Source organism: Sphingopyxis sp. Q841 (assembly GCF_052384365.1).
Classification (GTDB): Bacteria; Pseudomonadota; Alphaproteobacteria; order Sphingomonadales; family Sphingomonadaceae; genus Sphingopyxis; species Sphingopyxis terrae_A.
In genome coordinates this window covers 71572-95004 of record NZ_JBQSUM010000003.1, presented here as the reverse complement: position 1 = coordinate 95004, position 23433 = coordinate 71572, and the positions used below count along the sequence as shown (strand labels likewise).

Here is a 23433-nt window from a genome sequence, read left to right as displayed (position 1 = left end):
CTTTTTCGTATCAGATGTCGACGACGATCTTGCCGAAATGCTTGTTCGCCGCCTGATGGCGGAACGCATCGGCAAGGCCTTCGAGGGGGAAATGATCGCTGATCACCGGCCGGATCGCATTCGCCTCGATCCCGGCGATCATGTCGAGCTGCTGCTGGCGGCTCCCCACGGTCAATCCCTGAACGCGCAGATTTTTCGCCATCAGCAGCGCGGTCTGCACCGGCCCGGCAAAGCCAGCGAGCACGCCGATCAGCGCGACATGGCCGCCGACGCGCGTCGCGATCATCGACTGGTCGAGCGTACCGGCACCCCCGATCTCGACAACGCAATCGACCCCGCGCCCGCCGGTCAGTTCCATCGCTTTCGCGCCCCAGGCGGGAACCGCCTTGTAATTGATCAGCTCGTCGGCACCGAGATCCTTGAGCCTTGCGAGCTTGTCGTCGGACGAGCTGGTCGCGATCACCCGCGCGCCTGCGGCCTTGGCGAACTGCAGCGCAAAGATCGACACCCCGCCCGATCCCTGCACCAGCACGGTCGAACCCGGCCGGATCGCGTCATCAACGAACAGTGCGCGCCAGGCGGTCAGCCCGGCGCAGGTCAGCGTAGCGGCCTCCGCTGCCGAATAGCCCGCCGGGACGCGCGTGAACCAATGATCGGGCGTCACGACGACCTCGCGGGCATAGCCGTCGATGCCGTCGCCCGGCACCCGCGTGAAAGCACTCGTCGGCGGCGCGCCGTCGATCCAGTCGGGAAAGAAGATCGAGACGACCGGATCGCCCACCGCGAACTGCGTCACCCCCTCGCCCACCGCTTCCACCACGCCGGCACCGTCGGACATCGGGATACGCCCGTCGGCAGCGGGGATCATGCCCGCCACCACCGCATAGTCGTGGAAGTTGAGCGACGACGCCGCCAGCCGCACCCGGATCTCCCCCGGCCCCGGTTGCCCGGGATCGGCGAGATCGGCGAGCGTCAGATTGTCGAGCGAAGCGGGAGCGCGAAGCCGGACGGCCCGCATCATTCCGCCGCCATCGCGAGCTCGACGCGCTGCGGACCGCGGATCACGCCGCCCGGATAAACGCCCTGCGCTTCGCCTCCCCTGAAGGTGATGACGCCCGACTTGACCGTCGCGACATAGCCGTCGGCCCTTTGCAGCAGACGCTTGCCGCCCGCGGGCAGATCGAAAGCGAGCCAAGGCTTGCCGAGCTTGATCGCTTCCATATCGATGACATTGAGATCGGCGAGATAGCCCGGTGCCACCAGTCCGCGGTCTTCGAGCCCATAGAGCAGCGCCGTGTCGCGGCACTGGCGCTTGATCGCGCGTTCCAGCGGCACGCGCCCGCCGCGCTTGCGATCGCGCACCCAATGCTGAAGCATGAAGGTGGGCGATGCGGCGTCGCAGATCGTACCGCAATGCGCGCCGCCGTCCGACAGGCTGTTCACCGTATCATCGCTGTCCTGCAGCGCCTCGAGGAAGTCGAGATTGCCGTCGGCATAGTTGAGGATCGGCAGATAGGCGAAACCGGTCGCACCGTCGCGGCACAGCAGATCATAGGCATATTCGGCCGGATCGACACCCGCCGCCGCGGCGCGCGCCGCGATGCTGGCATCGGCGCCGGGTTCATAGTCGAAATCATCGTCCATCTCGAACTGCATCGTCCAGCCGCCGGCAACGACCATCAACAGCCCCATGATGTCCTGCGGCGCTTCGCTGAAGTCATTGTCTTCGGAAAGGAGCTGCGCCTTGAACGCGGGGTCGAGCAGCTTCGCCTTTTGCTCCTCCCACGACAGGCCTTCGATGGCGCGCCATGACGGGCGGAAGCGGAAGGGATGGACGGTGCCGCGCCACGCCATGATGATGCCGTTGCCGCGCAGCGCGATCTGCGCGACGATATTGGCGCCCTTCGCATTTTCGGCGCGCATCGTTTCGATCTGTTCGTCGAGCGGCAATTCCTTGGCGATCGACTGGAGCGCCGCAAAGGTCACGGGCAGGCCGGTTTCGCGGCTCAGCTTGCCCATCCAGTCGAACTCGTTCCATTCGCGGTTGAGGTCGCTCGCCATTTCGAACACGCCGTAACCGACGCGGCCCATCGCACGGCCGATCTCGATCAGTTCCTCGGCGGTCGCGGTCGTGCCGGGGACGACTTCACCGTCGACCGATTTGTGGATGACGGTGCGGCTCGTCGAAAAGCCGAGCGCACCGGCGCGCACCCCCTCTTCGACGATGCGCGACATTTCGGCGATGTCCTCGGCCGTCGGAACCGCGCCCGGCTGTTCGCGGTCGCCCAGCACATAGGCGCGCACCGCGCCGTGCGGGACATGACAGGCGACATCAATGGTGCGCGGCAGCTTTTCGAGCGCATCCATATATTCGGGGAAGGTTTCCCACTCCCAGCTCATCCCTTCTGCAAGCGCGGTACCGGGAATATCCTCGACACCTTCCATCAGGCCGATCAGCCAGTCGTGGCGGTCGGGCCGGGCGGGCGCAAAGCCGACGCCGCAATTGCCCATGACGACGGTGGTGACGCCGTGCCAGCTCGACGGCGCCATTTCCTGGTCCCACGTCGCCTGACCGTCATAATGAGTGTGAACATCGACGAAGCCGGGTGTGACGATCTTGCCGCGCGCGTCAATTTCCTCGCGCCCTGCGCCGAGGTCGGTGCCGACCGCAACGATGCGGTCGCCCTCGACCGCCACATCGGCCACCATCGACGGACCGCCCGTGCCATCGACGACGGTGCCGCCGCGAATCACCAGATCGTACATCTCGCTCTCCCGTTATTTGGTTTCAGTGCGAAACCTATCATCAATTCAGGACAGTGCAAATAAGCGCGCACGGTGTGCGGCGAACGGCTATAGCCGTGCGACAAACCAACGGGAGTCGATGCCATGATCCGTCCCTTTACCCTTGTCGCCGCCGCCGCGGCGCTTGCTCTTGCCGCAGCTGCCGTTCCGGCCATCGCCGCCGACGCGCCCGCCGCCGATTATGCTGCAGCGCTTGCCGATCCGGCACGCCCGGCCGCCGACCGCGACCGCGACGCCGCCCGCAAGCCCGCCGAATTGCTCGCCTTCGCCGGCATCGAACCGGGCCAGAGCGTCGGGGATTATGTGATGGGCGGCGGCTATCTGACGCGCATCCTGTCCGGAGCCGTCGGCGCCGCGGGGCATGTCTATGCTTTTCAGCCCGCCGAGTTCATCGCCTTTCGCAAGCAATATGGCGACGACCAGAGTGCGGTCGCGGCGGCCTATGCCAATGTCGATGCGGTCGGGGGCGCCTTCGCCGCTCCGGCTTTTCCGGTGCCGCTCGACGCGATCGTGACGGTGCAGAATTTTCACGATCTCTATTTGAAGCCCTTCCCCGAAGGGACGGGCGACAAGGCCAGCGCCGCACTCTTCGCCGCGCTCAAGCCCGGCGGCACGCTGGTGGTGGTCGATCACAGCGCGGCGGACGGCAGCGGCACGACGCTGTCGGACAGCCTGCACCGCATCGACAAGGCCGCGGTCGTCGCGGCGCTGACCAAGGCGGGCTTTATGCTTGAGGCCGAGAGCGACCTTTACAAGCGCCCCGAAGACCCGCGCACCGCCAATGTCTTCGACCCTGCCATTCGCGGCAAGACCGATCAGTTCACGCTGCGCTTTCGCAAGCCGGAATAGATGGATAGAGCGCCCCGATGAGCAGCAACGACGACGACTATGTATATGACGAGGCGAGCGGCGAATGGCTGCCCGCCAGCGAAGCGCGCGAGCGGGCGGCGGCGGCCAATGCGCTTCCGCAAGCGAAGGACGCGGTCGGCAATGTGCTGAGCGACGGCGACTCGGTCGTCCTCATCAAGGATCTGCCGGTGAAGGGCGCGGGCCAGACGCTGAAGGTCGGCACCGTCATCAAGTCGATCCGGCTGACCGCCGATCCCGACGAGATCGACTGCCGCTACGAAGGGATCAGGGGCCTGGTGCTGCGAACGGAGTTCGTGCGGAAGCGGTGAAGCCCGCTCAGCCTCCCGATTGGCGACCTCAAATCTTCCCCAGCGTCTCCCTGCGCGGGCCGAGATAGCCAAACAGATAGGCCGCGACCTTGCGCATCTGAATCTCCTCGGCCCCTTCGGTGATCCGGTAGCGGCGGTGGTGGCGATAGATATGCTCGAACGGCTTGTGGCGCGAATAGCCGATGCCGCCATGCACCTGCATCGCGCGATCGGCCGCCTGACAGACGAGGCGGTTCGCCCAGTAATTGCACATGCTCACCTTGTCGGAGAGGCTGCGCTCGACCTCCTTGTGCGGCATATTGTCCATTTCCCATGCCGTCTTGCGGATGAGGAGGCGCAGCATTTCGGCCTGCGTCGCCAGCTCGACGAGCGGAAACTGGATCGCCTGATTCTTCGCCAGCGCCTCGCCAAAAGGCTTGCGCTCGCGCGCATAGCGCACGCTTTCCTCGATGCAGTAAACCGCCGCGCCGAGCGATGAGGCCGCCTGACGGATGCGGTTCTGGTGGACGAAACTCTGCGCGATCGACAGGCCGCCGTCGACCGGGCCGAGCCGCGCGCTGTCCGGCACCCATACGTCGGTAAAGCTGACACGCGGGTGATCGGTGGGCATGTTGAAGGTCCAAAGATATTCCTCGATCACGAGGCCCGGCGACGGGTTGGGGACGAGCAGGCAGGTGATCCCCCTGGCATCGCCGTCATTGCCGCTGGTGCGGCAGAAGGTCGCGCAGTGGGTCGCGACATGCATCCCCGTCGTCCACATCTTCTCGCCGTTGATCAGCCAGCCTTCAACCCCGTCGCGGGTTTCGCGTACCGCGCGCGTTTCCATATGCGTCGCGTCGCTGCCGTGATCGGGTTCGGTGAGGCCAAAGGCGGTGCGCCGCTTGCCTTCGAAGCCGCCGAGGATGAATTCCTGCTTCTGCTCGTCGCTGGTGCCGAATTGTTCGAACATCTCGACGAAGGGGAAATTGCCGACGATGCTGTGTTCGTTCTGCAGATCATTGTGGAGACCGAGACCCTTGGCGGCAAAATGCTCGCGGATCACCGCCATCCACAGGTTCGATCCGTCCTTGCCGCCATATTTCTTCGGCGCCGAAAAGCGCCAGTGGCCCGCGGCATCGGCTTTGCGGGTCGCCTGCTTCAGCAGCTCTTCCCACTCGTGGCGCGGCAATCCCTGATTGTCCCAGTCGGTGCGCGCATGTTCGCGGCGATGGTCGAAGAAGCGGATATTGTCGTCCGCATCCTCAAGCGGCTTGATCTCCGCCGCGATGAAGGCGTCGAGTTCGTCGAGATAGGCCTGCAAATCGGCCGGAACCGCAAAATCCATCGTTTCTCTCCCCTTGTCTCTATCCGTTCCAGGCGGCCCGCGCCGCGGCGAGCGCCGCATATTTGGGACTGTCGACCGCGCATTTGTCGAGCACGGCGCGGCGCAGGCGCGCGAGCAGGCCGGGTTCGGCAAGCGTCACCCGCCCGGCCAGTATGTCCCCGGCCAGCGTCTTGTCCTCGGCACGGATGCCCGCGCCAAGATCGCGCATCACGATGCCAAGCGCGTTCATCGCGACCGCGACCTGAAATTTGCCGTGCCCCTCGGCCTGGGGCTTGATCGCCTCCCCCAGCCAATCGCGCACCGCCTGCACCATTTCCTGCGTCGTCGGTTCGCCGACCGGCGCCGCCGCGGCGGCGGGCGAAGGCGGCAGCGGCGCCCCGCGCTCGGCCGCAGGCGCCCCATCTTCGAGCAGCCGGATGATGTCGAGTTCCTGTTCGGCAGTGCGCCGCCCCACGACCACGCGTTCGACCGTCGTATCGGCGCCGCTCCGCCACGCCTGCCCCATCTGCAAACAGCCGAGCGCCCACCACAGGGTGCGATAGACGAGCCAATATTTGAAGCGGTCGCGGTCGACCGGGCGCCCACCCGCGGCCTCATAGGCGGCAAAATAATCGTCGAGGCTGCCGACCCCGAACGCCGGCTTGTCGAGCATGCCGAAGCGCCACACGGTCATGCAGCCGAAGGCCAGATCCTCATGCGCGTCGCCGAGATGCGCGAGTTCCCAGTCGAGCACAGCGGCAAGACCATCCGCGTCGACCATGACATTGCCCATGCGATAGTCGCCATGGACGAGCACCGGGTCGGCGGGTTCGGGCAGATGATCCTCGCACCATTTGACCGCGAGCGCGATCGCCGGCCGGTCGCCGCCATAGGAAAGGAAGCGCGCCTTGAGCTCCGCGAGCGCTGCGGCGGTATCCATCACCGGAATTTCGGCCGGAATCGCGGCGCGAGGCAGCGCGTGGATCAACGCCAGTTCGCGCCCCAGGTCGGCGACGAGCGACGGCGGCGGCGCGGCCAATATCTTCGCCGGGCTGACTTCGGCGATGACGCGCCGCATGACATAGCCCGTCCCCATGCCGTCGGCATCGGACAGCACCCCGATCACCTCGGGCGCCTTGACCCCGCCAGCGTGCGCCGCGCGGACCAGCGCAGCCTCGACCGGATGGCCATAAGGCCGCCCTTCCATATATTCGGCCGAGGGCGCACGGCGCAGCACATAGGCGCCGCCGCCCCAGTCGAACGCCCAGCTTTCCATATTGGCGCCGCCCGAAAGGCGGGTCAGGTTCGACAGGTCGCCGGCACCGGCAACGCGCATCATGAAGGGTGGCAGCAAGGTCGACAGATCGGACATTACTTCCCCTTGCTAAGTATTTTCGGGCTCCGCAAGCCCGTAATCGTGACAGGTGGGCGCGGCGGCGCGTCAGATGTTCGCGCGCCCCCGCTGGATCACCGCCATCCGCCGCGCCTCGACCTCTTCGGCGCGAACGGCGCGGTTCGCCGCCGACGACCGCGCATGTTCAAGCGCCATCGCATCACCGAAGGGCAGCGCATAGCCATCGTCGATCAGCCGCTTGTAGCTTCGCACCATCGCCGGATCGGCGCTGGCGATCGCGCGCGCGAGCGCCTGCGCCGCGGGGACCAGCTCTTCTGGGGTAACGACGCGATTGACGAGGCCCCAGTCGCGCGCCGCCTCGGCGCCCAGGAAATTGCCGGTCAGCGACAATTCCTTGGCGCGGCCGATACCGATCAGCCGCGACAATTTCTGCGACAGGCCCCAGCCGGGCATGACGCCGACGCGCGCATGTGTGTCGGCGAAGCGCGCTGCCGTCGATGCGATCAATATGTCGCAGGCGAGCGCAAGCTCGAACCCGCCGGTGATCGCGACGCCGTTGATCGCGCCGATCACCGGCTGCGGGCAGAGCTCGATCGCCTTGACCGGATTGTCGTCGGCGTCGGTGGCATTGGCCGCGCCCAGATTGCTGGTGTCGGCCCCCAGTTCCTTGAGGTCGAGCCCGGCGGTGAAGGCGCGCTCGCCCGCCCCCGTCAGCACGATCGCGCGCACGCTGTCGTCGGCGGCAAGCTGCCGCATCACCGCCGCAAGCTCGGCGCGCAGCGCCCGCGAGAGCGCATTCATCGCCTCGGGGCGGTTCAGGGTCACCGTGGCGACGGCATCCTGGCATTCGAGGCGGATCAGCGACATGAGGAAGCCCCTTTACAATCCCACATGGAAATTGACGCTGTTGAGCCAATAGGATGCCATCGGCTTGCCTTCGGCGTCGAGCGCGGGAAGGAATTCGGCACGGCGCATGATCGATTTGCAAACCGCGTCGTCGAATTCTTTGGCGCGCGTCGTTTGCTGGATGTGACATGCGGTGGGGTTTCCGGACGCATCGACATCGAGCCGGAACTGCACCAGCGCGCGCTGCCCCTGCCAAAGCATCTCCTTGGGATATTCATCCGACCGGATCCATTGGCGAGGATCGCTCTTCGGGGTGACCGGACGCGTCATCGTTGCATGCCGCGCGACGTCAACGCCCCAATGGCCGAGCAGTTCGTCGGTGCATTTGCTCAGCGCCGCAAAGGCGTTGCCCATCGAACCCGTCTCCAGGACGAAGTTCCGACCGGCTGGGACGCCCACTTCAATCCATGTGACCGCGGCTTCTTCGGCAGGCGTAACCGTCGACCAGCGGAAGCTGAAATCGCCCGCGTCGTGCGCGGCGTCATGAGCTGCGCTTTCGGCTTCGCTGCGCGGTGCAATTCTCACTTCGCTGCGCAGCACGAGGGCCGGGGTCTTGCCATCGCCCTTGCCCGGGTAGAATCCGATCGCCTGCTCCGCCTGGTTCGGGCCGAAGCGAATTTTCGCATCGCCGTCCATCCGGCTCGTACGCGCCGGTTTGCCGAAAAAGCTCATCCGCATCCCGTCGCCGGGTTCGAAGCGGTCCATGACCAGCATCACCTTGTCGTCGCCCTCGCCGAACTGGCGCGCCAGGCGGCAACTGTCGTCCGCATAATTCAGAAGCCACTTCGAACTGGGCTGAAGATGCATCGGCTCTTTCGGCTTGGCGCCTGCGTTTGGAGCCGTCAGCAGCGAAAGCATCGCGACGGCGACGACGGACGAACTGCGGTAAGTCACTCTCTCCATGGCCGGAATGTCGGCGAAGAAGCTGGCCAAGGCAAGTCTTTCAGAGCGCACCCCACGACTGATAATCGTCGACATGCGCGTTGGCACGGCGGAAGCTGGTAAAGCTCATGCTCGCCGACAGGTCGAGCGCCTCGACCTGATGCCACCAACCGACGGGCAGGAAGATCGCCTCGCCCGGCCCGATCACGCATTCGAGAACCGGCGGTGTTTCGGCGGTGCCATCGCCCGCTGGCAGCGCTTCGTTGCCCCAATCGGAAAAGCAATGGCGGCTGTTGCGCATCCGCGCAAAGGCCCAGGGCGGCGCCATGCGGACTCGCTTGCGGCCCATGACCTGCACGAGAAGATTGTTCGTCAGATCATGGTGCCAGGGCGTCAGCGTCCCTTTGGGACCTAGCCAGAAAAAGCCGTCGCGGACCTCGCGCGGCTCCAAGAGGTCGATCGGCGCCAGATCGTCCCAAAGGGCCGCGAGCGCCGCCGCGTTGGTGCCGCTGTTATAGGCGGTGAGATAAATGTCGTTGCTTGCCTCGTCCCCCCGCAGCCAGTCGATCAGCTCGCCGAACCGCAGCATCCGCCGATGGGCGTCCTTGGCGAGTTCATAATCGGGGTCGCCGTCGCGCCCCACCTGCGCCTCGACCGCCGCGCCGCCCGCGACCGCCGCAAAATGATCGAGCGACCAGCGCGACAGGGCGGGCCAATGATCGACGAGGCCGGTCAGCTTCGCCGGACGGTTCGCATCATAATAGCCGCGATAAAAGTCTCGAGTGGCGATGCGGTCGGCGGTATCGAGCGCGAAGCCGCCTTCGCTCTCGCGCGCAAGCCGCGCCTGATTGGCGAAGAGCCATTGCTGCTTGGCGCTGCGCGACGCCTGCCGCCGCAACGCAAGCGCCATCGGGTCTTTGGCCAGCCGCTCGACCTCATATTTCGCCGAAGCCGCCGACACGCCCGCGGCGATCAGCCGCGCATGCAGCGCCGCATCATCGTCGCCCGCGGCCAGCCCGTCGGCGAGGATAAGGCGCTTGTCGGCTTGGGGCATCGAACGACTCCAAAGGGGGCAGCGCCCACCCTATGATCGCGAATGCGTCGGTATCAAGACGCCGGGTTTACCGGCGCGCGGCCGCAGGCCCTTCCCCGGTCGCGCCGTCCGCCGGCTCCTTCGGCGGTTCGGCGGGGGTGAAGCTGCCGTTTTCGATCAGCCATTGCGGGTAGCGGCCCTGGATGTCGGCCATGATGCGGTCGATCGCCGCGGCGACCTGTTCGCCTTCGCCCTCGCGGTCGCGCTGCACGACGACGCGGCGCGCCTGCGCATCGACCAGCACCCGCGCGCGCGGGATGAGTTCGCCAATGGTCAGCCCGGCGATGATCCCCATGCTGTCGGCGTCACGCTGTTCGAGCGTGGCGAGCCGCTGGTTCAGCCGCTCCTCGAACTGCACCGCGGCGTTGGTCTGCTGCTTGAGCTGGACGAGGTTGACGCTGACGTCGCGGTCGAGATCGCCGCGAACCTTGGTGGCGAGCTGATCGTTGAGCTGCGCCGAATATTGATCGACGAGGACGACGCCGTCGACCGCCACCTCCTCGCCCTCGGTGCGCACATTCAGGCTGTCGATGCGATCGCCGTCACCGAGGAGGCGATTGAGTTCGGACTGCACCGCCGAGCGTGCGCGGATCTCGCGCGCGATATTGTTGAGCGACAGCGCCAGCGGGATCGACAGCACGCCCAGCGTGACGATGATTCCGGTTATCTGCATCGCTGTATGCTGCGGGGTCAGCGAGGGGCCGAATTTGTTGACCCGTGCGACGATCGTCGCAGCAAAGGCGATGGCAAGCGTGTTGGTCAGGAAGAGCAGCGCCGAACCGAGCGCGAAGTCGGGGCGGCCGGTGGCCAGGCCAAAACCGATCGTCGAGAGCGGCGGCACCAGTGCGGTCGCGATCGCGACGCCGACCATGACGCCCGACAGCTTGCGCAGGATCGCATAGACGCCGGCAATGCCGCCGACGACCGCTACACCGAGGTCGAGCAGCGTCGGCTGCGTCCGCGCGCGCAGTTCGGGGGTGACGTCCTTGATCGGCGACAGCCAGATGATCAGCATCGCGACGAGAACCGCGACCGCCATCCCCGCCGCCATGGTGACGAGCGAACGCTTGATGAGATTGGATTCGAGCGTCGCGAGGCCAAAGCCGACGCCCATGATCGGGCCGAGCAGCGGCGATACCAGCATCGCGCCGATCACCACCGCCGCAGATCCTTGAAGCAGGCCGAGCGTGGCGATCGCCGCCGACAGCGTGATCAGCAACAGGAATTTCTGGTTGAGCCGCGCGTCGCGCGCGACGCTGGCCAGAATCAGCGCGCGGCCGTGAACGGCTTCCTCGTCGTCGCCCGCGCGGTCATCATCGTCGATTTCGCGCCCCGGCCCCGGCCGCGCGGACCGGCGACCGCCGGCGTTGAACGGCGCGTCGCCCAGTCCGGGCACTCCGGGATGATTGCCGGCCATATGGTCGGGCGGGTTAGATCTTGCCGGTCAGTTCGGGCACCGCGCTGAACAGATCAGCGACGAGGCCGAGATCGGCGACCTGGAAGATCGGAGCGTCTTCGTCCTTGTTGATCGCGACGATCGTCTTCGAATCCTTCATCCCCGCAAGATGCTGGATCGCGCCCGAGATGCCGATCGCGAAATAGACTTCCGGCGCGACGATCTTGCCGGTCTGGCCCACCTGATAGTCGTTGGGGACATAGCCTGCATCGACCGCAGCACGCGAAGCGCCGAGCGCGGCGCCGAGCTTGTCGGCTAGCGGCACGATGACTTCCTGATATTTCTCGCTCGAACCCAGTGCACGGCCGCCCGACACGATGATCTTCGCCGAGGTGAGTTCGGGACGATCCTGCTTGGCGAATTCGGCGCCGACGAAGCTCGAAATGCCGGCGTCGCCGCCAGCCGAGACGGCTTCGATCGCGCCCGAACCACCGGTCGCCGCTGCCTTCTCGAACGCAGTGCCGCGCACGGTGATGACGAGCTTCGCGTCCGAGCTTTCGACGGTCGCGATTGCGTTGCCGGCGTAGATCGGACGCGTGAAGGTCTTGGGACCTTCGACCGACAGGATTTCCGAAATCTGCATCACGTCGAGCAGCGCGGCAACGCGCGGCGCGATATTCTTGCCGGTCGTCGTCGCAGGCGCGACGAACGCGTCGTGCGACCCCATGAGGTCGGCGACGAGCGGCGCGATATTTTCGGGCAGATTGTGACCGAAGGCTGCGTTGTCGGCGACATGCACCTTGCCGACGCCCGCGATTTCCGACGCCGCCTTGGCAACGCCATCAACACCTTCACCGGCGACGAGAAGATGGACTTCGCCAAGCTTCGAAGCCGCGGTTACTGCGGCGAGCGTGGCATCCTTGACGGCGCTACCGTCATGTTCGACCCAAACGAGCGTTTTCATGAGTGCACTCCCATCGCCTTGAGCTTGGCAACCAGTTCATCGACATCGGCGACCTTGATCCCGGCCTGGCGGACGGGCGGCTCCGACACCTTGACCGTCTTGACGCGCGGCGTCGTGTCGACGCCGTAATCGGCGGGCGCCTTGGTATCGAGCGGCTTCGACTTCGCCTTCATGATGTTCGGCAGCGACGCATAGCGCGGCTCGTTCAGACGCAGGTCGGTGGTGACGATCGCGGGAAGCTTCAGCTTCACCGTTTCGAGACCGCCGTCGACTTCGCGCGTCACGCTGACATGATCGCCCTCGACATTGACCGCGCTGGCGAAGGTGCCCTGCGCCCAGCCGGTGAGCGCGGCGAGCATCTGGCCGGTCTGGTTGTTGTCGCCGTCGATCGCCTGCTTGCCGAGGATCACGAGACCCGGCGTTTCGGCATCGGCAATCGCCTTCAATATCTTCGCGATCGCGAGCGGTTCGGCTTCATCGTCGGTCTGGACGAGGATCGCGCGGTCGGCACCCATCGCGAGCGCGGTGCGCAGCGTTTCCTGCGCCTTCGCCGGGCCGACGCTGACGGCGACGATCTCGGTCGCGACGCCCTTTTCCTTGAGGCGGATCGCCTCTTCGACGGCGATTTCGTCGAACGGGTTCATCGACATCTTGACGTTGGCAAGGTCAACGCCCGTGCCGTCCGCCTTCACCCGCGGCTTCACGTTGTAATCGAGCACCCGCTTCACGGGGACGAGGATTTTCATGGCTTTTCAGCTCCTCTCGAAGAATTGTGCAGTGCGCCATAATTGGCGTTTACGTAAACGTCAACCTGCGGGCGCCCCCTTCCGCCGCAAGAGCGGAAGGGGAAAACCGGTCAGGCCGCCTTGGCAACCTCGGCGACGATCTTCTTCGCCGCGTCACCCAGATCGTTCGCGGGAACGATCGCCAGACCCGAGTTCGCCAGGATTTCCTTGCCCTTTTCGACGTTGGTGCCTTCCAGGCGGACGACGAGCGGCACCGACAGATTCACTTCCTTAGCCGCGGCAACGATGCCTTCGGCGATGATGTCGCATTTCATGATGCCGCCGAAGATGTTGACGAGGATGCCCTGAACGGCGGGATCCTTGAGGATGATCTTGAACGCCGCGGTGACCTTTTCCTTGTTCGCGCCGCCACCGACGTCGAGGAAGTTGGCCGGGAAAGCGCCGTTGAGCTTGATGATGTCCATCGTCGCCATCGCAAGGCCGGCGCCATTGACCATGCAGCCGATATTGCCGTCGAGCTTGATGTAGGCGAGGTCATATTCGCTCGCCTCGACCTCGGCCGGATCTTCTTCGGTCAGGTCGCGCAGCTCGGCGAGATCCTTGTGACGGAACATCGCGTTCGAATCGAAGCCGACCTTCGCGTCGAGGACATAGAGCTTGTCGCCCTCGTCGGTCGGACAGATGGCGAGCGGGTTGATTTCGATCTGCGAAGCATCGGTGCCGAGGAACGCGGCATAGAGGCCCTCGAGGATCTTTGCCGCCTGCTTGGCAAGATCGCCCGACAGGTCGAGCGCCTTGGCCACCGCACGGCCGTGGTGCGGCATCAGGCCGGTGGCGGGATCGATGGTGATGGTGTGGATCTTTTCAGGCGCCGAGTGCGCGACTTCCTCGATGTCCATCCCGCCTTCGGTCGACGCAACGACCGCGATGCGGCTGGTGGCGCGATCGACGAGCAGCGCGAGGTAGAATTCCTTGCCGATGTCGACGCCGTCGGTGATGTACAGGCGGTTGACCTGCTTGCCGGCCTCGCCGGTCTGGATCGTCACCAGCGTGTTGCCCAGCATGTCCTTGGCGTGCGCTTCGACTTCCTCGATGCTCTTGGCGAGGCGAACGCCGCCCTTGGCATCGGGGCCGAGTTCCTTGAACTTGCCCTTGCCGCGGCCGCCCGCGTGGATCTGTGCCTTGACGACGTAAAGCGGTCCGGGGAGCTGCTTTGCCGCCGCGACGGCTTCCTCGACACTCATCGCGGGAATGCCCTTGGGCACCGCGACGCCAAATTTCGCGAGCAGTTCCTTGGCCTGATATTCGTGGATGTTCATGAGCTCTGCCGGGCCTTTCGACTCTGTAAGCGGGGAGATATGCGGCGCCGCATAAGCACAAGTTGCGCGGCAAGGCTACCCCTGCCGCGCCCAGAAATTCTTGACACGGACCAAAGCGGCGGCCTGATCAGCGCAGCGCACACACCGCGGCGGAGCTGGTCGTCACCGCCAATATCTCCGGATCCTTGAGCGCGCGGACCTTGCGGAAGAACTGGTCGAGCGTCAGGTCGGTGATTTCGCGGTCCTTCAGGCTGCCCAGCGCCGACAGGCGGCGAAGCTGGACGAGCGACAGCCGGTCGACCATGCGCCCCGCCATGCACGTCGCCATCGCCTTCGACAGACCGGCATTCTGGAGTCCGCTGCGCAGCCGCGTCTCGGGCGTCGCGCAGGCGGACAGGACCAGCGGCAGCGCCAGCAGCGGAACCATCACCCGTTTCATCGAAGCCTACTTTCCGTGAAATTCGGCCACCGCGCCGGAGACCGCCTGCATCAGCGCCATGCGCGCGGGGATCGACGCCGATGTGTCGCCCAGCATCACGACGATGGCATAGCGCGTGCCGTCAGGCGCGGTGGCGATGCCGATGTCGTTATAGCCTGCCGTCTCGCCTTTGTAATCCTGGCCGGTGCCGGTCTTGTGCATGAAGTCCCAGCCAGACGGGAGCCCGGCCTTCAGCCGCTTCGGCCCGCTGCGCGTCCGGCTCATCACGCCCATCAGATATTGCGTCGATTCGGGCGACAGCAGCGCCCCGCGCGCCAGCCGGGTCAATGCGCTCGCGATCGCCGCCGGCGCGGCGCCGTCCATCGGATTGGCAAGATAGGCCTCGCGCGCCGACTTGCGCGTCGAATCGGGAAGCGCGGCGCGCGCCTGCTGGAAGGCGTTGCCACGCGAATAGCTCTGCTGCCACGCAAGGCCGGCGGTCGCGCTCTGCAACAGGCGCTCGCCGGGACCGAATCGGATCGATCCCAGATCCTTCTTCGCAATGAAGCGCCGGACCGCCTCGGGACCACCCACGGTGCGCAGCAGGCTGTCGTTGGCGGTGTTGTCGCTGTGCGTGATCGCGGTTTCGATAAGGTCGCGCACGCTCATCGTCACCTTGCCTTCCGACCGCACGCGCGCCGCGAGCGGCTGATGGAACAGGGTGAGGTCGTTGGGGCCAATGTCCACCCGGCGGTCGAGGCTGAGCTTGCCCTGGTCGACCGCATCGAGGACGGTCATCGCCACCCACAGTTTCGACACGCTTTGCTGCGGGAATAATTCGCCGCCGCGTTCCGAAAACGACCATTCGCCGTCGATGCGCTGGACGGCGATGCCGGTCTTGCCGGGGAAAGTCCGCCAAAGCTGCGAGATCCGGTCGCTCAGGCCACTCGGCGGGCGCCGGAAGCCCGGATCGACGACGTCCTTGGGGGGCGCATTCACGGCGCGCGCCGGCGTTGCGGTGCTGACCGGCGGCCCGATGGGCACGCTGACCGCACCGCGCGGCGCCGTTTGCGCCTGCCGCGGCGTCGGCACCAGTGCCGCACCGCTGACACAGCCCGCCAGCGCCATTCCGCCGATCGCCATACCGAGCAGCCGCCTGCTCGAAAATCCCAACGCCATCATAACCCCGCAACCCGCGACCAGTTTATCGCCCGACCTTTTGGCCGGCACCATGCGTCCCGCACTCCGCCTGCGCGGACCAGCGATTTGCGGTGAATGATTCCTATCGCGCGATAAATGGCGGAACGCTGAACGGCTTGCCGCGTGCGGCGCCGTTCAGGGCGCCGGGGTTGCCCGCACCCATTCGGGATAGAGGCGTTTCAGCGCCGCCAGCTTGGGCGCATCCCAGCGGCGGATATAGCCATTGTCGGGATGCAGGCGCATGAAATCCTGATGATAGGCTTCGGCGCGGTAAAAGCCTTTGTAGCTTTCGACCGGGACCACGATCGGCGCCTTGAAATAATGGCCCTTGCCGATCTGCGCGAGATACGCCGTCGCAACCTGCCGCTGCGCGGCATCCATCGGCACGATCGCGGCGCGATATTGGGTGCCGCTGTCGGGCCCCTGCCGGTTTTTCAGCGTCGGATCGGCGACCACGGAAAACAGGATGCGCAGCAAGGTGCCATAGCTGACAACCGACGGGTCATAGACGATGCGAACCGACTCGGCGTGTCCGGTCGTGCCGGACGAGGTCTGGTCATATTCGGCGGTGGCCTTGCTACCGCCATGATAGCCCGATTCGACCGACACGACGCCCTTCACATTGGAAAAGACGCCCTCGACGCCCCAGAAGCATCCGCCCGCGAGCACCGCAACGGCGCGCTTCGCCTTCACCGCGGGATCGACGGCCGCCGCGGGGAGCTTGACGACGCTTTCCGCCTGCGCGGGCGCGCACTGCGCCAGCACCGCGGCAGCGATCAGCGCGGCGAAGGGGCGCCGCATCGCGGTCAGATCGGCATGGCGACCGCCGGCTGATTCAGCACGACGATCAAGGCGCCAATGGCGAAGCCGGCGAGCATGGTCGGAAACCAGTCGGAGCGGAACATCGAAAACATAAAAGCCTCTTTTTGTCATATTGTCGTTTTCGCGGGGGAGGCCCCCTCGGTTACAGCGACGATATGGCGCGCCCCGTGCCGCCGTGCAGTGACCGCCATCACCCATAAAGATGATGGCTTACTATCCGGTGAACCGGATGGCGGGGAATCGTTCAGACAGCGCCCGTCCGGCGCCGCGGTCAGCGCAGCGCGGCGCAGGCCTGCTGGATGCGGATGCACGCTTCCTTGAGCACCGCCTCCGACGTCGCATAGGAAACGCGGAAGGCTGGCGAAAGACCGAAGGCCGCGCCATGCACCGCCGCGACGCGCGCGGTGTCGAGGAAATAGTCGATCAGCGCTTCGTCGCTGTCGATCGGCTTGCCGTCGGGGGTCATCTTGCCCATGCAGCCGCTCGCGTCGGGATAGACATAGAAGGCCCCGTCGGGAACCGGGCAGTTCAGCCCTGGCGCGTCATTGAGCATCGCGACGACCATGTCGCGGCGCTTGCGGAACGCGGCGTTGCGCTCCTCGAGAAACTGCTGCGGCCCGCCGAGCGCGGCCACCGCGGCGGCCTGCGCCACCGAACAGGGGTTCGACGTCGACTGCGACTGCAGCTTGCCCATCGCCTTGATCAGCCATGCGGGACCGCCGGCATAGCCGATGCGCCAGCCGGTCATCGCATAGGCCTTGGAACAGCCGTTGACGGTCAGGATACGGTCGATCAGGTCGGGGCAGCGCTGCGCCAGCGTCGAGAAGGCGAAATCGGCGTACCAGACATGTTCGTACATGTCGTCGGTCATCACCATCACATGCGGATGGCGGCGGATGACCTCGCCCAGCGCGTCGAGCTCTCCGGGCGAATAGGCGGCGCCCGACGGGTTCGACGGCGAATTGAAGATGATCCAGCGCGTCTTCGCGGTGATCGCGGCGTCGAGCTGTTCGGGCGTGATCTTGTAATGCTGCGCCGCCGACGCCTCGATCGTCACCGGCGTGCCGCCGGCAAAGGCGACGATGTCGGGATAGCTGACCCAATAGGGCGCCGGGATGATCACCTCGTCACCAGGATCGACCGTCGCGACGAGCGCGTTGAAGAGCGTATGCTTGCCGCCGACATTGACCGTGATCTGGTCGAGCCCGAAGTCGAGCCCATTGTCGCGGCGGAACTTGCCACGGATCGCTTCCTTGAGCGCGACCGTGCCGTCGACGAGCGTATATTTGGTCTGGCCGCCGCGGATCGCCTCGATCGCCGCTTCCTTGACGAAATCGGGCGTGTCGAAATCGGGCTCGCCCGCCGACAGGCCGATCACGTCGACGCCGTCCGCTTTCAGCTTGGTGACGCGCGCGGTCATTGCGAGCGTGGCCGAGGGCTGGATGCGATTGAGGGCGGCGGAGGTGTGCGGCTTCAGCGACATGACGATACTTTCCGTGGCTTGCGCGGACAGGCTGCAAAATGACAGGAAATTGCGCGGGGCCGCGCCTAAAGCCTCCGCCCGCAATAGGCAAGCCGGCGGCGCCATAAATTAGCTATGCAAGCCGAAAGTCAGCCTGCGGGCTGCGCCAGCCGTGCCGGAATCAGCCCGCGCAGCGAATTGCCGATGAAGAAGCCGTCCGCCAGATCGGCGACGCGCAGATGCGACTCGACCGCCCGTCCCTTTTCGACGAGTTCGGCGCGCAGCACGCCGGGCAAGAGGCCGAGCGACAGCGGCGGCGTGAGCAACAGGCCGTCGCGCTCGACGAAGATGTTGCTCCAGCTTCCTTCGGTCACGAATCCCGGTTCGTCGACGAACACGACTTCGGCGGTGCCGTGCGCCGCGCGCACTTCGTCATAGGCGCCGCGCAGGCTGGTCTTGTGGGTCAGACGGAAATCGCCCGGAGCGAGCGGCGCCGGCGCGACGGCGACCGGTACCGGCAGCTCGGCAAGCCGCGGCAGCGGCGACACCTCGACCGCGAGCGCGCCCGAGGGCGCCAGCCGCATCCGCACGCGCGCGGCGCTGCGCAGGCGAAAGGTCGCCGACTGAAGATTGTTGCGCGCGCCATGGCGGTCGAAATGAAAACCCAGCGCCTCGGCGCTCGCCTTCATGCGCGCCAGATGCCCCTCGAGCCGCTGGACGCCGTCCACGGGATCGAAGTGCATCGTCTCGATCAGATCGAAGCTTTGCCCGGCAGCGACCACAAATTCCCCCTTGGCCAGACATTCGCGCCATTCTTCAGCCGGTTCGCTGTCGGCGACGATTCCGGAACCCAGCCCCAGCGTGGCGCAATGCGCTCCGTCGCGCAAGTCGCGCTGCGACGGAAAGACGAGCGTACGGATCGCGACATTGAACGCCGCCTCGCCATCGGGCGCGATGAAGCCGATCGAACCAGTGTAAATCCCGCGCGGCTCGGCCTCCAGTTCGTCGATGATCTCCATCGCCCGCACCTTGGGTGCGCCGGTGATCGACCCGCATGGAAAGGCGGCGCGCAGCACGTCAGCGCCGCCCTTGTCCGCAGGGAGCGCTGCGGTGACGTCGGAGACAAGCTGATGAATAGTCGGATAGGTCTCGACGCGAAACAGTTCGGGCACCGCGACCGATCCGGCCTCGGCAACGCGCGACAGATCGTTGCGGAGCAGATCGACGATCATCAGATTTTCAGCACGCTGCTTGGGATCTAGCGCGAGCGCCCGCGCCGCGCGCGCGTCGCTTTCGGGATCGGCGCGGCGCGCGGCCGTGCCCTTCATCGGCCGCGCCATCACCGCGCCGCCGCGCAGCGTAAAGAAAAGCTCGGGCGACAGCGACGCGATCGCCTGCTCGCCGGTCCAGATGAAACCGCCATATCCCGCGCGCGCCGTCTGCCGCAGCCGCGCATAGACGGCGAGTGGATCGCCCGCGAAGGACACATCGGCACGAAAGGTCAGATTGGCCTGATAAATGTCGCCGGCACGAATATAATCGAGAACCCGCGCGACAGCGGCTTCGTAATCCGCACGCGCCACGCGCGGACGTGGTGCGCCGATCCAGGCGGCACCGGGGTCGGGTAGAAGCGACGCAACTGCGTCGGCATCGATCCGCTCAACACGCTCGAACAGGCCAAACCAGCCGAGCGGCGCATCGAAGTTCATCGGCGCGGCAGAGCGGTGCCGCGAGGCGGGCGCCAGCGCCTTGCCTCCATCATAAGCGAGGTAGCCAGCGGCGTGCAGCCCGCGCGCGCGCGCGGCCGCCAGCCCATCGAGCAGAGCCGCCACGTCCCGCACCGCGCGGGCGCAGAGGATTTCTATCGGATCGCGGAACAGCCGCGCGCACGCTGCATTCTCTGCCCGCGCGTCGTCGAGCAGTACAAAGGGCGAAGCGCCAGCCGTCGGCCGGCTCAATCGCGCGGTCTTGGTCATGGCACGGCAGTCAAAGGCGCCAGGTGGTCAGCGGTCGCGCTTCATGCGGATCGACCGCCCACCCTCTACGCTGGCGAAATAGCTGCCCATCGTCGCGGTCTTGATATGGATCTTCTGGCCGGGCTTAGGTTGCCGCGGCAATACCGTCGTATCGATCTGCGACCAGACGGCGCCGTCTTCCATCGTCATCGTATATTTCCCCGACCGGTCCATGCTCACCGATTTGATGACCGTATCGATCTCGCGCACCTCATCCTCGTCGCCGCCGAAAATGCCGCCGAGCTTGGGAAAGCTGAACCCGAACAGGCCACGGCGCGTCTTCTTGGCCGTTTCGCGGTCGGTAAAGACAATTTCGCGGGCCTCGTCCGCACTGGCAAGCGACCCAACCTCGCGGTCGAAACAGGCAAGACGCTGCGTCGGATCGGCGATGTCGCGGCAAGCATAGAGCTGTTCGATCTGCGCCGGGCGGGGCGCCGCCTTGTCTTTGTCCTTTGCAGACGCCGGGGTCACGACCAGACAGCCCATGACGGCAACGGCCGCGACGATCCGAGATGAAAGCTGCGACATGACAATCCCCCTGCAAAGACGATGGCCCTGCCTAGCCGCCGCGGCGTCGGCCCGCAAGCGCGCTGCCGATTGCGATATCGGCTTACTGACCCTAGTGTAAGGAAATCCCGCCTCATTTTGCGAAAGGACGCCATCCCCCGATGGGCACGCTCTACGACTGGTCGACCGATTATCGCCATCCCGCCCCATGGAACCAGTCGTTCGCGCCCCTCTCGCTGCCTGCCATGCTCGCCGACAGCGTCGCGCGGCGCGGCGAGGCGCCGATGCTCGACTTCATGGGGCGCCGTTTCAGCTATGCCGAAGTCGCGGACGGGGTCGCCCGCGTCGCCCGCGGCCTGCAGAAGCGCGGTATCGGCAAGGGCAGCCGGGTCGGCCTGTTCCTTCCCAATGTTCCGCATTATGTCGCCGCCTATTATGGCGCGCTTGCCGCCGGTGCGACCGTGGTCAATTTCTCGCCGCTCTACACGGTCGCCGAACTCGAGGCGCAGGTGGAGGATTCGGGAACCGACACGCTGTTCACGATCAGCGCCTCGGCGCTGTTGCCGACCGCGCTCGCGGTGCTCGAGGGGTCGAGCCTGAAGCGGCTGGTCGTCGGCTCGATCGCCGGCGGGCTGCCCGCGGCCAAGTCGATCCTCTACCGCCTGTTCCGGCGCAAGGAGACGGCGGCGGTGCCCGACGATCCGCGCATCATCCGTTTTTCGGCGCTGACCGACAATGATGCTCGCCCCGATCCGGTCGCCATCGACCCGGAAGGCGATGTCGCGCTGATCCAGTATACCGGTGGCACCACGGGCACGCCGAAGGGCGCGATGCTGACGCACCAGAATCTGACCGCCAACGCGCGGCAGGTCAATGCGATCGACCCCGACCGCGACGCCGACGACCGCATCCTCGGCGTGCTGCCTTTCTTCCACGTCTTCGCCAATACCTGCGTCCTCAACCGGACGGTGCTGAACGGCGGCATGATCGCGATGCTCCCCCGCTTCGACGCGAAACAGGCGCTGCAGACGATCACCCGGACGAAGGCGACGGCGCTGCCCGGCGTACCGACCATGTATCAGGCACTGCTCGACCATCCCGACCTTGCCAAGACCGATTTCTCCAGCTTGCGGGTCTGCATTTCGGGGGGCGCGCCGATGCCCGCCGAGCTGCGTGAGAAATTCGTTGCAGCAACCGGCGCGTCGCTCGTCGAAGGCTATGGCCTCACCGAAAGCGCCGGGGTCGTCGCGACCAACCCCTATGAGGGACCGGTCAAGGCCGGGACGATCGGCCAGCCGATCCCCGCGACCCATATCCGCCTGCTCGACAAGGAAGATCCGGTCACGGACGCGCCGATGGGCGAGCCCGGCGAGCTCGCGGTCAAAGGGCCGCAGATCATGCGCGGCTACTGGAACCGCCCCGATGCCGACCAGGACAGCTTCACCGCCGACGGCTGGCTGCGCACCGGCGACGTCGCAACGATCGACGCCGACGGCTATATCCGCATCGTCGACCGGCTGAAGGACATGATCGCGGTCGGCGGCTTCAAGGTCTATCCGAGCGAGATCGAGCACAAACTCTACCAGCATCCGGCGGTGAAGGAGGCGATCGTCCTCGGCGTCCCCGATCCCTATCGCGGCGAACATCCCAAGGCCTTCGTCACGCTGGAAGAGGGCTATGACGTCTCGGGCGACGCGCTCGCCGCCTGGCTAAACCCGCAACTCGGCAAGCATGAACGCGTGAGCGCCGTCGAGGTGCGCGATCATCTGCCCAAGACGATGATCGGCAAACTGGACCGCAAGGCCTTGCGGGCCGAAGCGGGGGGATGACAACCGCCCCTCGTCACTCCTGCCTTCGCGGGGGTGACCGGAAGCGGCAGGATAGAAATGTCATAATGTGATATTGTAACCTTTGTCATGTTATGCCATATCAAGGCCGCAATTGCTTTCCTTGGAGAATCGGGTGACGCACGTCGCCGGCCATGCCCCTGTTCTGACGCGCCTTGGCGCGCTGGTTCGGGCTGCGCGCGATTCGCGGCCGCTGACCGCTTTGACGGGCGATCAGCTCGCCATCGGCCTGTCGGGCCTGTGCCTCGTCCACTGCCTTGCCAGCACGATCTTCTTTGCCTCGATCGTCTCGGTCGGCGGCGCTTTGCTGCATCCCGCCTTTCACGAGATCGGGCTGGTCGTCGCGATCGGTTTTGCGCTGGTGACGCTCGTCGCAGGGGTGCTCAGCCACGGCTATATGATGCCGTTCGCGGTCGGCAGCTTCGGGCTGGGCATGATGGCGGGCGCTCTGTCGCGGCCGCATGACGGCAGCGAAGTGCTCGCGACGATGATCGGCGTTGCGGTCGTCGCGCTCGGGCACGATCTCAATCGCCGCGCGGCGCACTGATACGCATTGCCCGCAGCTTGCGGGCGCCCCCCAAAGCGCCTACATTATCCCCATGGGCAAGCACGAACATGCGCATATCGAGGCCAGCGGCGCCTCGCTCGCCAATGCGGCGCAGGACGCGCTCGAAAAGGCCGGCGAAGCGTGGACCGACATGCGCGCGCAGATTTTCGATGCGGTCGCCGAAATTGGCAAGCCAGCGAGCGCCTATGAAATCGCCGACATCGTCTCGCAAAAACGCGGCAAGCGGGTCGCGCCCAACAGCGTCTATCGTATCCTCGACCTGTTCGTTGCCAACAATCTCGTCCGCCGGGTCGAAAGTGCCAATGCCTTTGTAGCCAACAGCCATCCCGGCTGCCTGCACGACTGCATCTTCCTGATCTGCGACAGCTGCGGCAATGCCGTTCATGTCGATAATGACAAGCTGTCCGACGGCGTGCGCGCTGCCGCCGCCGCGACCGGATTTGCCGCCGAGCGCCCGGTGATCGAGGTGCGCGGAAAATGCGCCGAGTGCCAATAGATTGAATGCGGGCGCGCCGCCAGCGGTACGCTGGTGGCTCGCGGCGCTTTTCCTCGGTTTCGGAACCATAACGGTCGGCCTTTGGCTGAGCCAAAGCTTCCCGCAAGACAGCTTCGCGCCGAGCCGGGCTACGGCGCACCGGTGCTTGCGTT

General features: G+C 65.8%; 22 protein-coding genes. 5 read left to right on the top strand and 17 right to left on the bottom strand.

Annotated features, from left to right (window positions below):
- Window positions 1-10: 10 nt before the first annotated feature.
- Complete coding sequence (locus ACT17R_RS15820; RefSeq protein ID WP_217373503.1) at window positions 11-1018, bottom strand: zinc-dependent alcohol dehydrogenase family protein; 1008 nt, start codon at window positions 1016-1018, stop codon at window positions 11-13.
- The gene (locus tag ACT17R_RS15815; RefSeq protein ID WP_234181069.1) at window positions 1018-2766 is read right to left on the bottom strand and encodes an N-acyl-D-amino-acid deacylase family protein; all 1749 of its coding nucleotides are present in this window, start codon (window positions 2764-2766) and stop codon (window positions 1018-1020) included. Before ACT17R_RS15815 ends, ACT17R_RS15820 begins: the two co-directional genes overlap by 1 nt.
- A 123-nt stretch (window positions 2767-2889) precedes the next feature.
- Between ACT17R_RS15815 and ACT17R_RS15810 the strand changes: the two genes are divergently transcribed.
- Together ACT17R_RS15810 and ACT17R_RS15805 are read left to right on the top strand one after the other, a co-directional pair.
- The gene (locus tag ACT17R_RS15810; protein WP_062901002.1) at window positions 2890-3654 is read left to right on the top strand and encodes a class I SAM-dependent methyltransferase; all 765 of its coding nucleotides are present in this window, start codon (window positions 2890-2892) and stop codon (window positions 3652-3654) included.
- Window positions 3655-3671: 17 nt separating this feature from the next.
- Entirely contained in the window at window positions 3672-3983 is a 312-nt protein-coding gene (locus tag ACT17R_RS15805) for an alkylphosphonate utilization protein (protein WP_234181071.1), read from the top strand.
- Window positions 3984-4011: 28 nt separating this feature from the next.
- Here ACT17R_RS15805 and ACT17R_RS15800 read toward each other — a convergent pair whose 3' ends face one another.
- The 15 genes from ACT17R_RS15800 to ACT17R_RS15730 form a co-directional block, all read right to left on the bottom strand.
- Window positions 4012-5307, bottom strand: a complete 1296-nt coding sequence (locus tag ACT17R_RS15800) for an acyl-CoA dehydrogenase family protein (RefSeq protein ID WP_062901004.1) — start codon at window positions 5305-5307, stop codon at window positions 4012-4014.
- 19 nt (window positions 5308-5326) lie between these two features.
- Window positions 5327-6658 carry a phosphotransferase family protein gene (locus ACT17R_RS15795; RefSeq protein ID WP_444809806.1) on the bottom strand — a complete coding sequence of 444 codons (1332 nt, stop codon included), beginning with the start codon at window positions 6656-6658 and terminating at the stop codon, window positions 5327-5329.
- A gap of 69 nt (window positions 6659-6727) precedes the next feature.
- A complete protein-coding gene (locus ACT17R_RS15790) occupies window positions 6728-7507 on the bottom strand; it encodes an enoyl-CoA hydratase (RefSeq protein ID WP_444809805.1) in 780 nt (259 codons plus the stop codon).
- 12 nt (window positions 7508-7519) lie between these two features.
- On the bottom strand, window positions 7520-8449 hold the full coding sequence (locus ACT17R_RS15785; RefSeq protein WP_444809804.1) for an energy transducer TonB: 930 nt from the start codon (window positions 8447-8449) through the stop codon (window positions 7520-7522).
- 40 nt (window positions 8450-8489) lie between these two features.
- Window positions 8490-9482 carry a cupin-like domain-containing protein gene (locus ACT17R_RS15780; protein WP_444809803.1) on the bottom strand — a complete coding sequence of 331 codons (993 nt, stop codon included), beginning with the start codon at window positions 9480-9482 and terminating at the stop codon, window positions 8490-8492.
- 67 nt (window positions 9483-9549) lie between these two features.
- Window positions 9550-10938 (bottom strand): DUF389 domain-containing protein, encoded by a 1389-nt coding sequence (locus tag ACT17R_RS15775; RefSeq protein WP_444809802.1) that lies wholly within the window; start codon window positions 10936-10938, stop codon window positions 9550-9552.
- A gap of 13 nt (window positions 10939-10951) precedes the next feature.
- Window positions 10952-11881, bottom strand: coding sequence for an electron transfer flavoprotein subunit alpha/FixB family protein (locus tag ACT17R_RS15770; RefSeq protein WP_444809801.1), 930 nt, complete (start codon window positions 11879-11881; stop codon window positions 10952-10954).
- Window positions 11878-12627 (bottom strand): electron transfer flavoprotein subunit beta/FixA family protein, encoded by a 750-nt coding sequence (locus ACT17R_RS15765; protein WP_186401147.1) that lies wholly within the window; start codon window positions 12625-12627, stop codon window positions 11878-11880. The genes ACT17R_RS15770 and ACT17R_RS15765 overlap by 4 nt, the downstream gene beginning before the upstream one ends.
- A 110-nt stretch (window positions 12628-12737) precedes the next feature.
- Window positions 12738-13946, bottom strand: a complete 1209-nt coding sequence (sucC, locus tag ACT17R_RS15760; protein ID WP_003042798.1) for an ADP-forming succinate--CoA ligase subunit beta — start codon at window positions 13944-13946, stop codon at window positions 12738-12740.
- Window positions 13947-14073: 127 nt separating this feature from the next.
- Window positions 14074-14385, bottom strand: a complete 312-nt coding sequence (locus ACT17R_RS15755; RefSeq protein WP_444809800.1) for a hypothetical protein — start codon at window positions 14383-14385, stop codon at window positions 14074-14076.
- A 6-nt stretch (window positions 14386-14391) separates the two neighbouring features.
- Entirely contained in the window at window positions 14392-15507 is a 1116-nt protein-coding gene (bla, locus tag ACT17R_RS15750; RefSeq protein ID WP_444809799.1) for a class A beta-lactamase, read from the bottom strand.
- Between the two features lie 192 nt (window positions 15508-15699).
- Window positions 15700-16365 (bottom strand): peptide-methionine (S)-S-oxide reductase MsrA, encoded by a 666-nt coding sequence (gene msrA, locus ACT17R_RS15745; RefSeq protein WP_086457309.1) that lies wholly within the window; start codon window positions 16363-16365, stop codon window positions 15700-15702.
- Window positions 16366-16657: 292 nt separating this feature from the next.
- A complete protein-coding gene (locus ACT17R_RS15740) occupies window positions 16658-17869 on the bottom strand; it encodes a pyridoxal phosphate-dependent aminotransferase (RefSeq protein WP_217373133.1) in 1212 nt (403 codons plus the stop codon).
- Window positions 17870-17997: 128 nt separating this feature from the next.
- On the bottom strand, window positions 17998-19824 hold the full coding sequence (gene pabB, locus ACT17R_RS15735; RefSeq protein WP_444809798.1) for an aminodeoxychorismate synthase component I: 1827 nt from the start codon (window positions 19822-19824) through the stop codon (window positions 17998-18000).
- A gap of 27 nt (window positions 19825-19851) precedes the next feature.
- Entirely contained in the window at window positions 19852-20391 is a 540-nt protein-coding gene (locus tag ACT17R_RS15730) for a hypothetical protein (protein ID WP_234181087.1), read from the bottom strand.
- 140 nt (window positions 20392-20531) lie between these two features.
- Between ACT17R_RS15730 and ACT17R_RS15725 the strand changes: the two genes are divergently transcribed.
- From ACT17R_RS15725 to ACT17R_RS15715, 3 genes are all read left to right on the top strand, one after another.
- Window positions 20532-22199 (top strand): long-chain-fatty-acid--CoA ligase, encoded by a 1668-nt coding sequence (locus ACT17R_RS15725; protein WP_444809797.1) that lies wholly within the window; start codon window positions 20532-20534, stop codon window positions 22197-22199.
- 133 nt (window positions 22200-22332) lie between these two features.
- Window positions 22333-22764: a MerC domain-containing protein gene (locus ACT17R_RS15720; RefSeq protein ID WP_444809796.1), complete on the top strand. Its 432-nt coding sequence runs from the start codon at window positions 22333-22335 to the stop codon at window positions 22762-22764.
- 52 nt (window positions 22765-22816) lie between these two features.
- On the top strand, window positions 22817-23281 hold the full coding sequence (locus ACT17R_RS15715; protein WP_003042824.1) for a Fur family transcriptional regulator: 465 nt from the start codon (window positions 22817-22819) through the stop codon (window positions 23279-23281).
- Window positions 23282-23433: the final 152 nt, after the last annotated feature.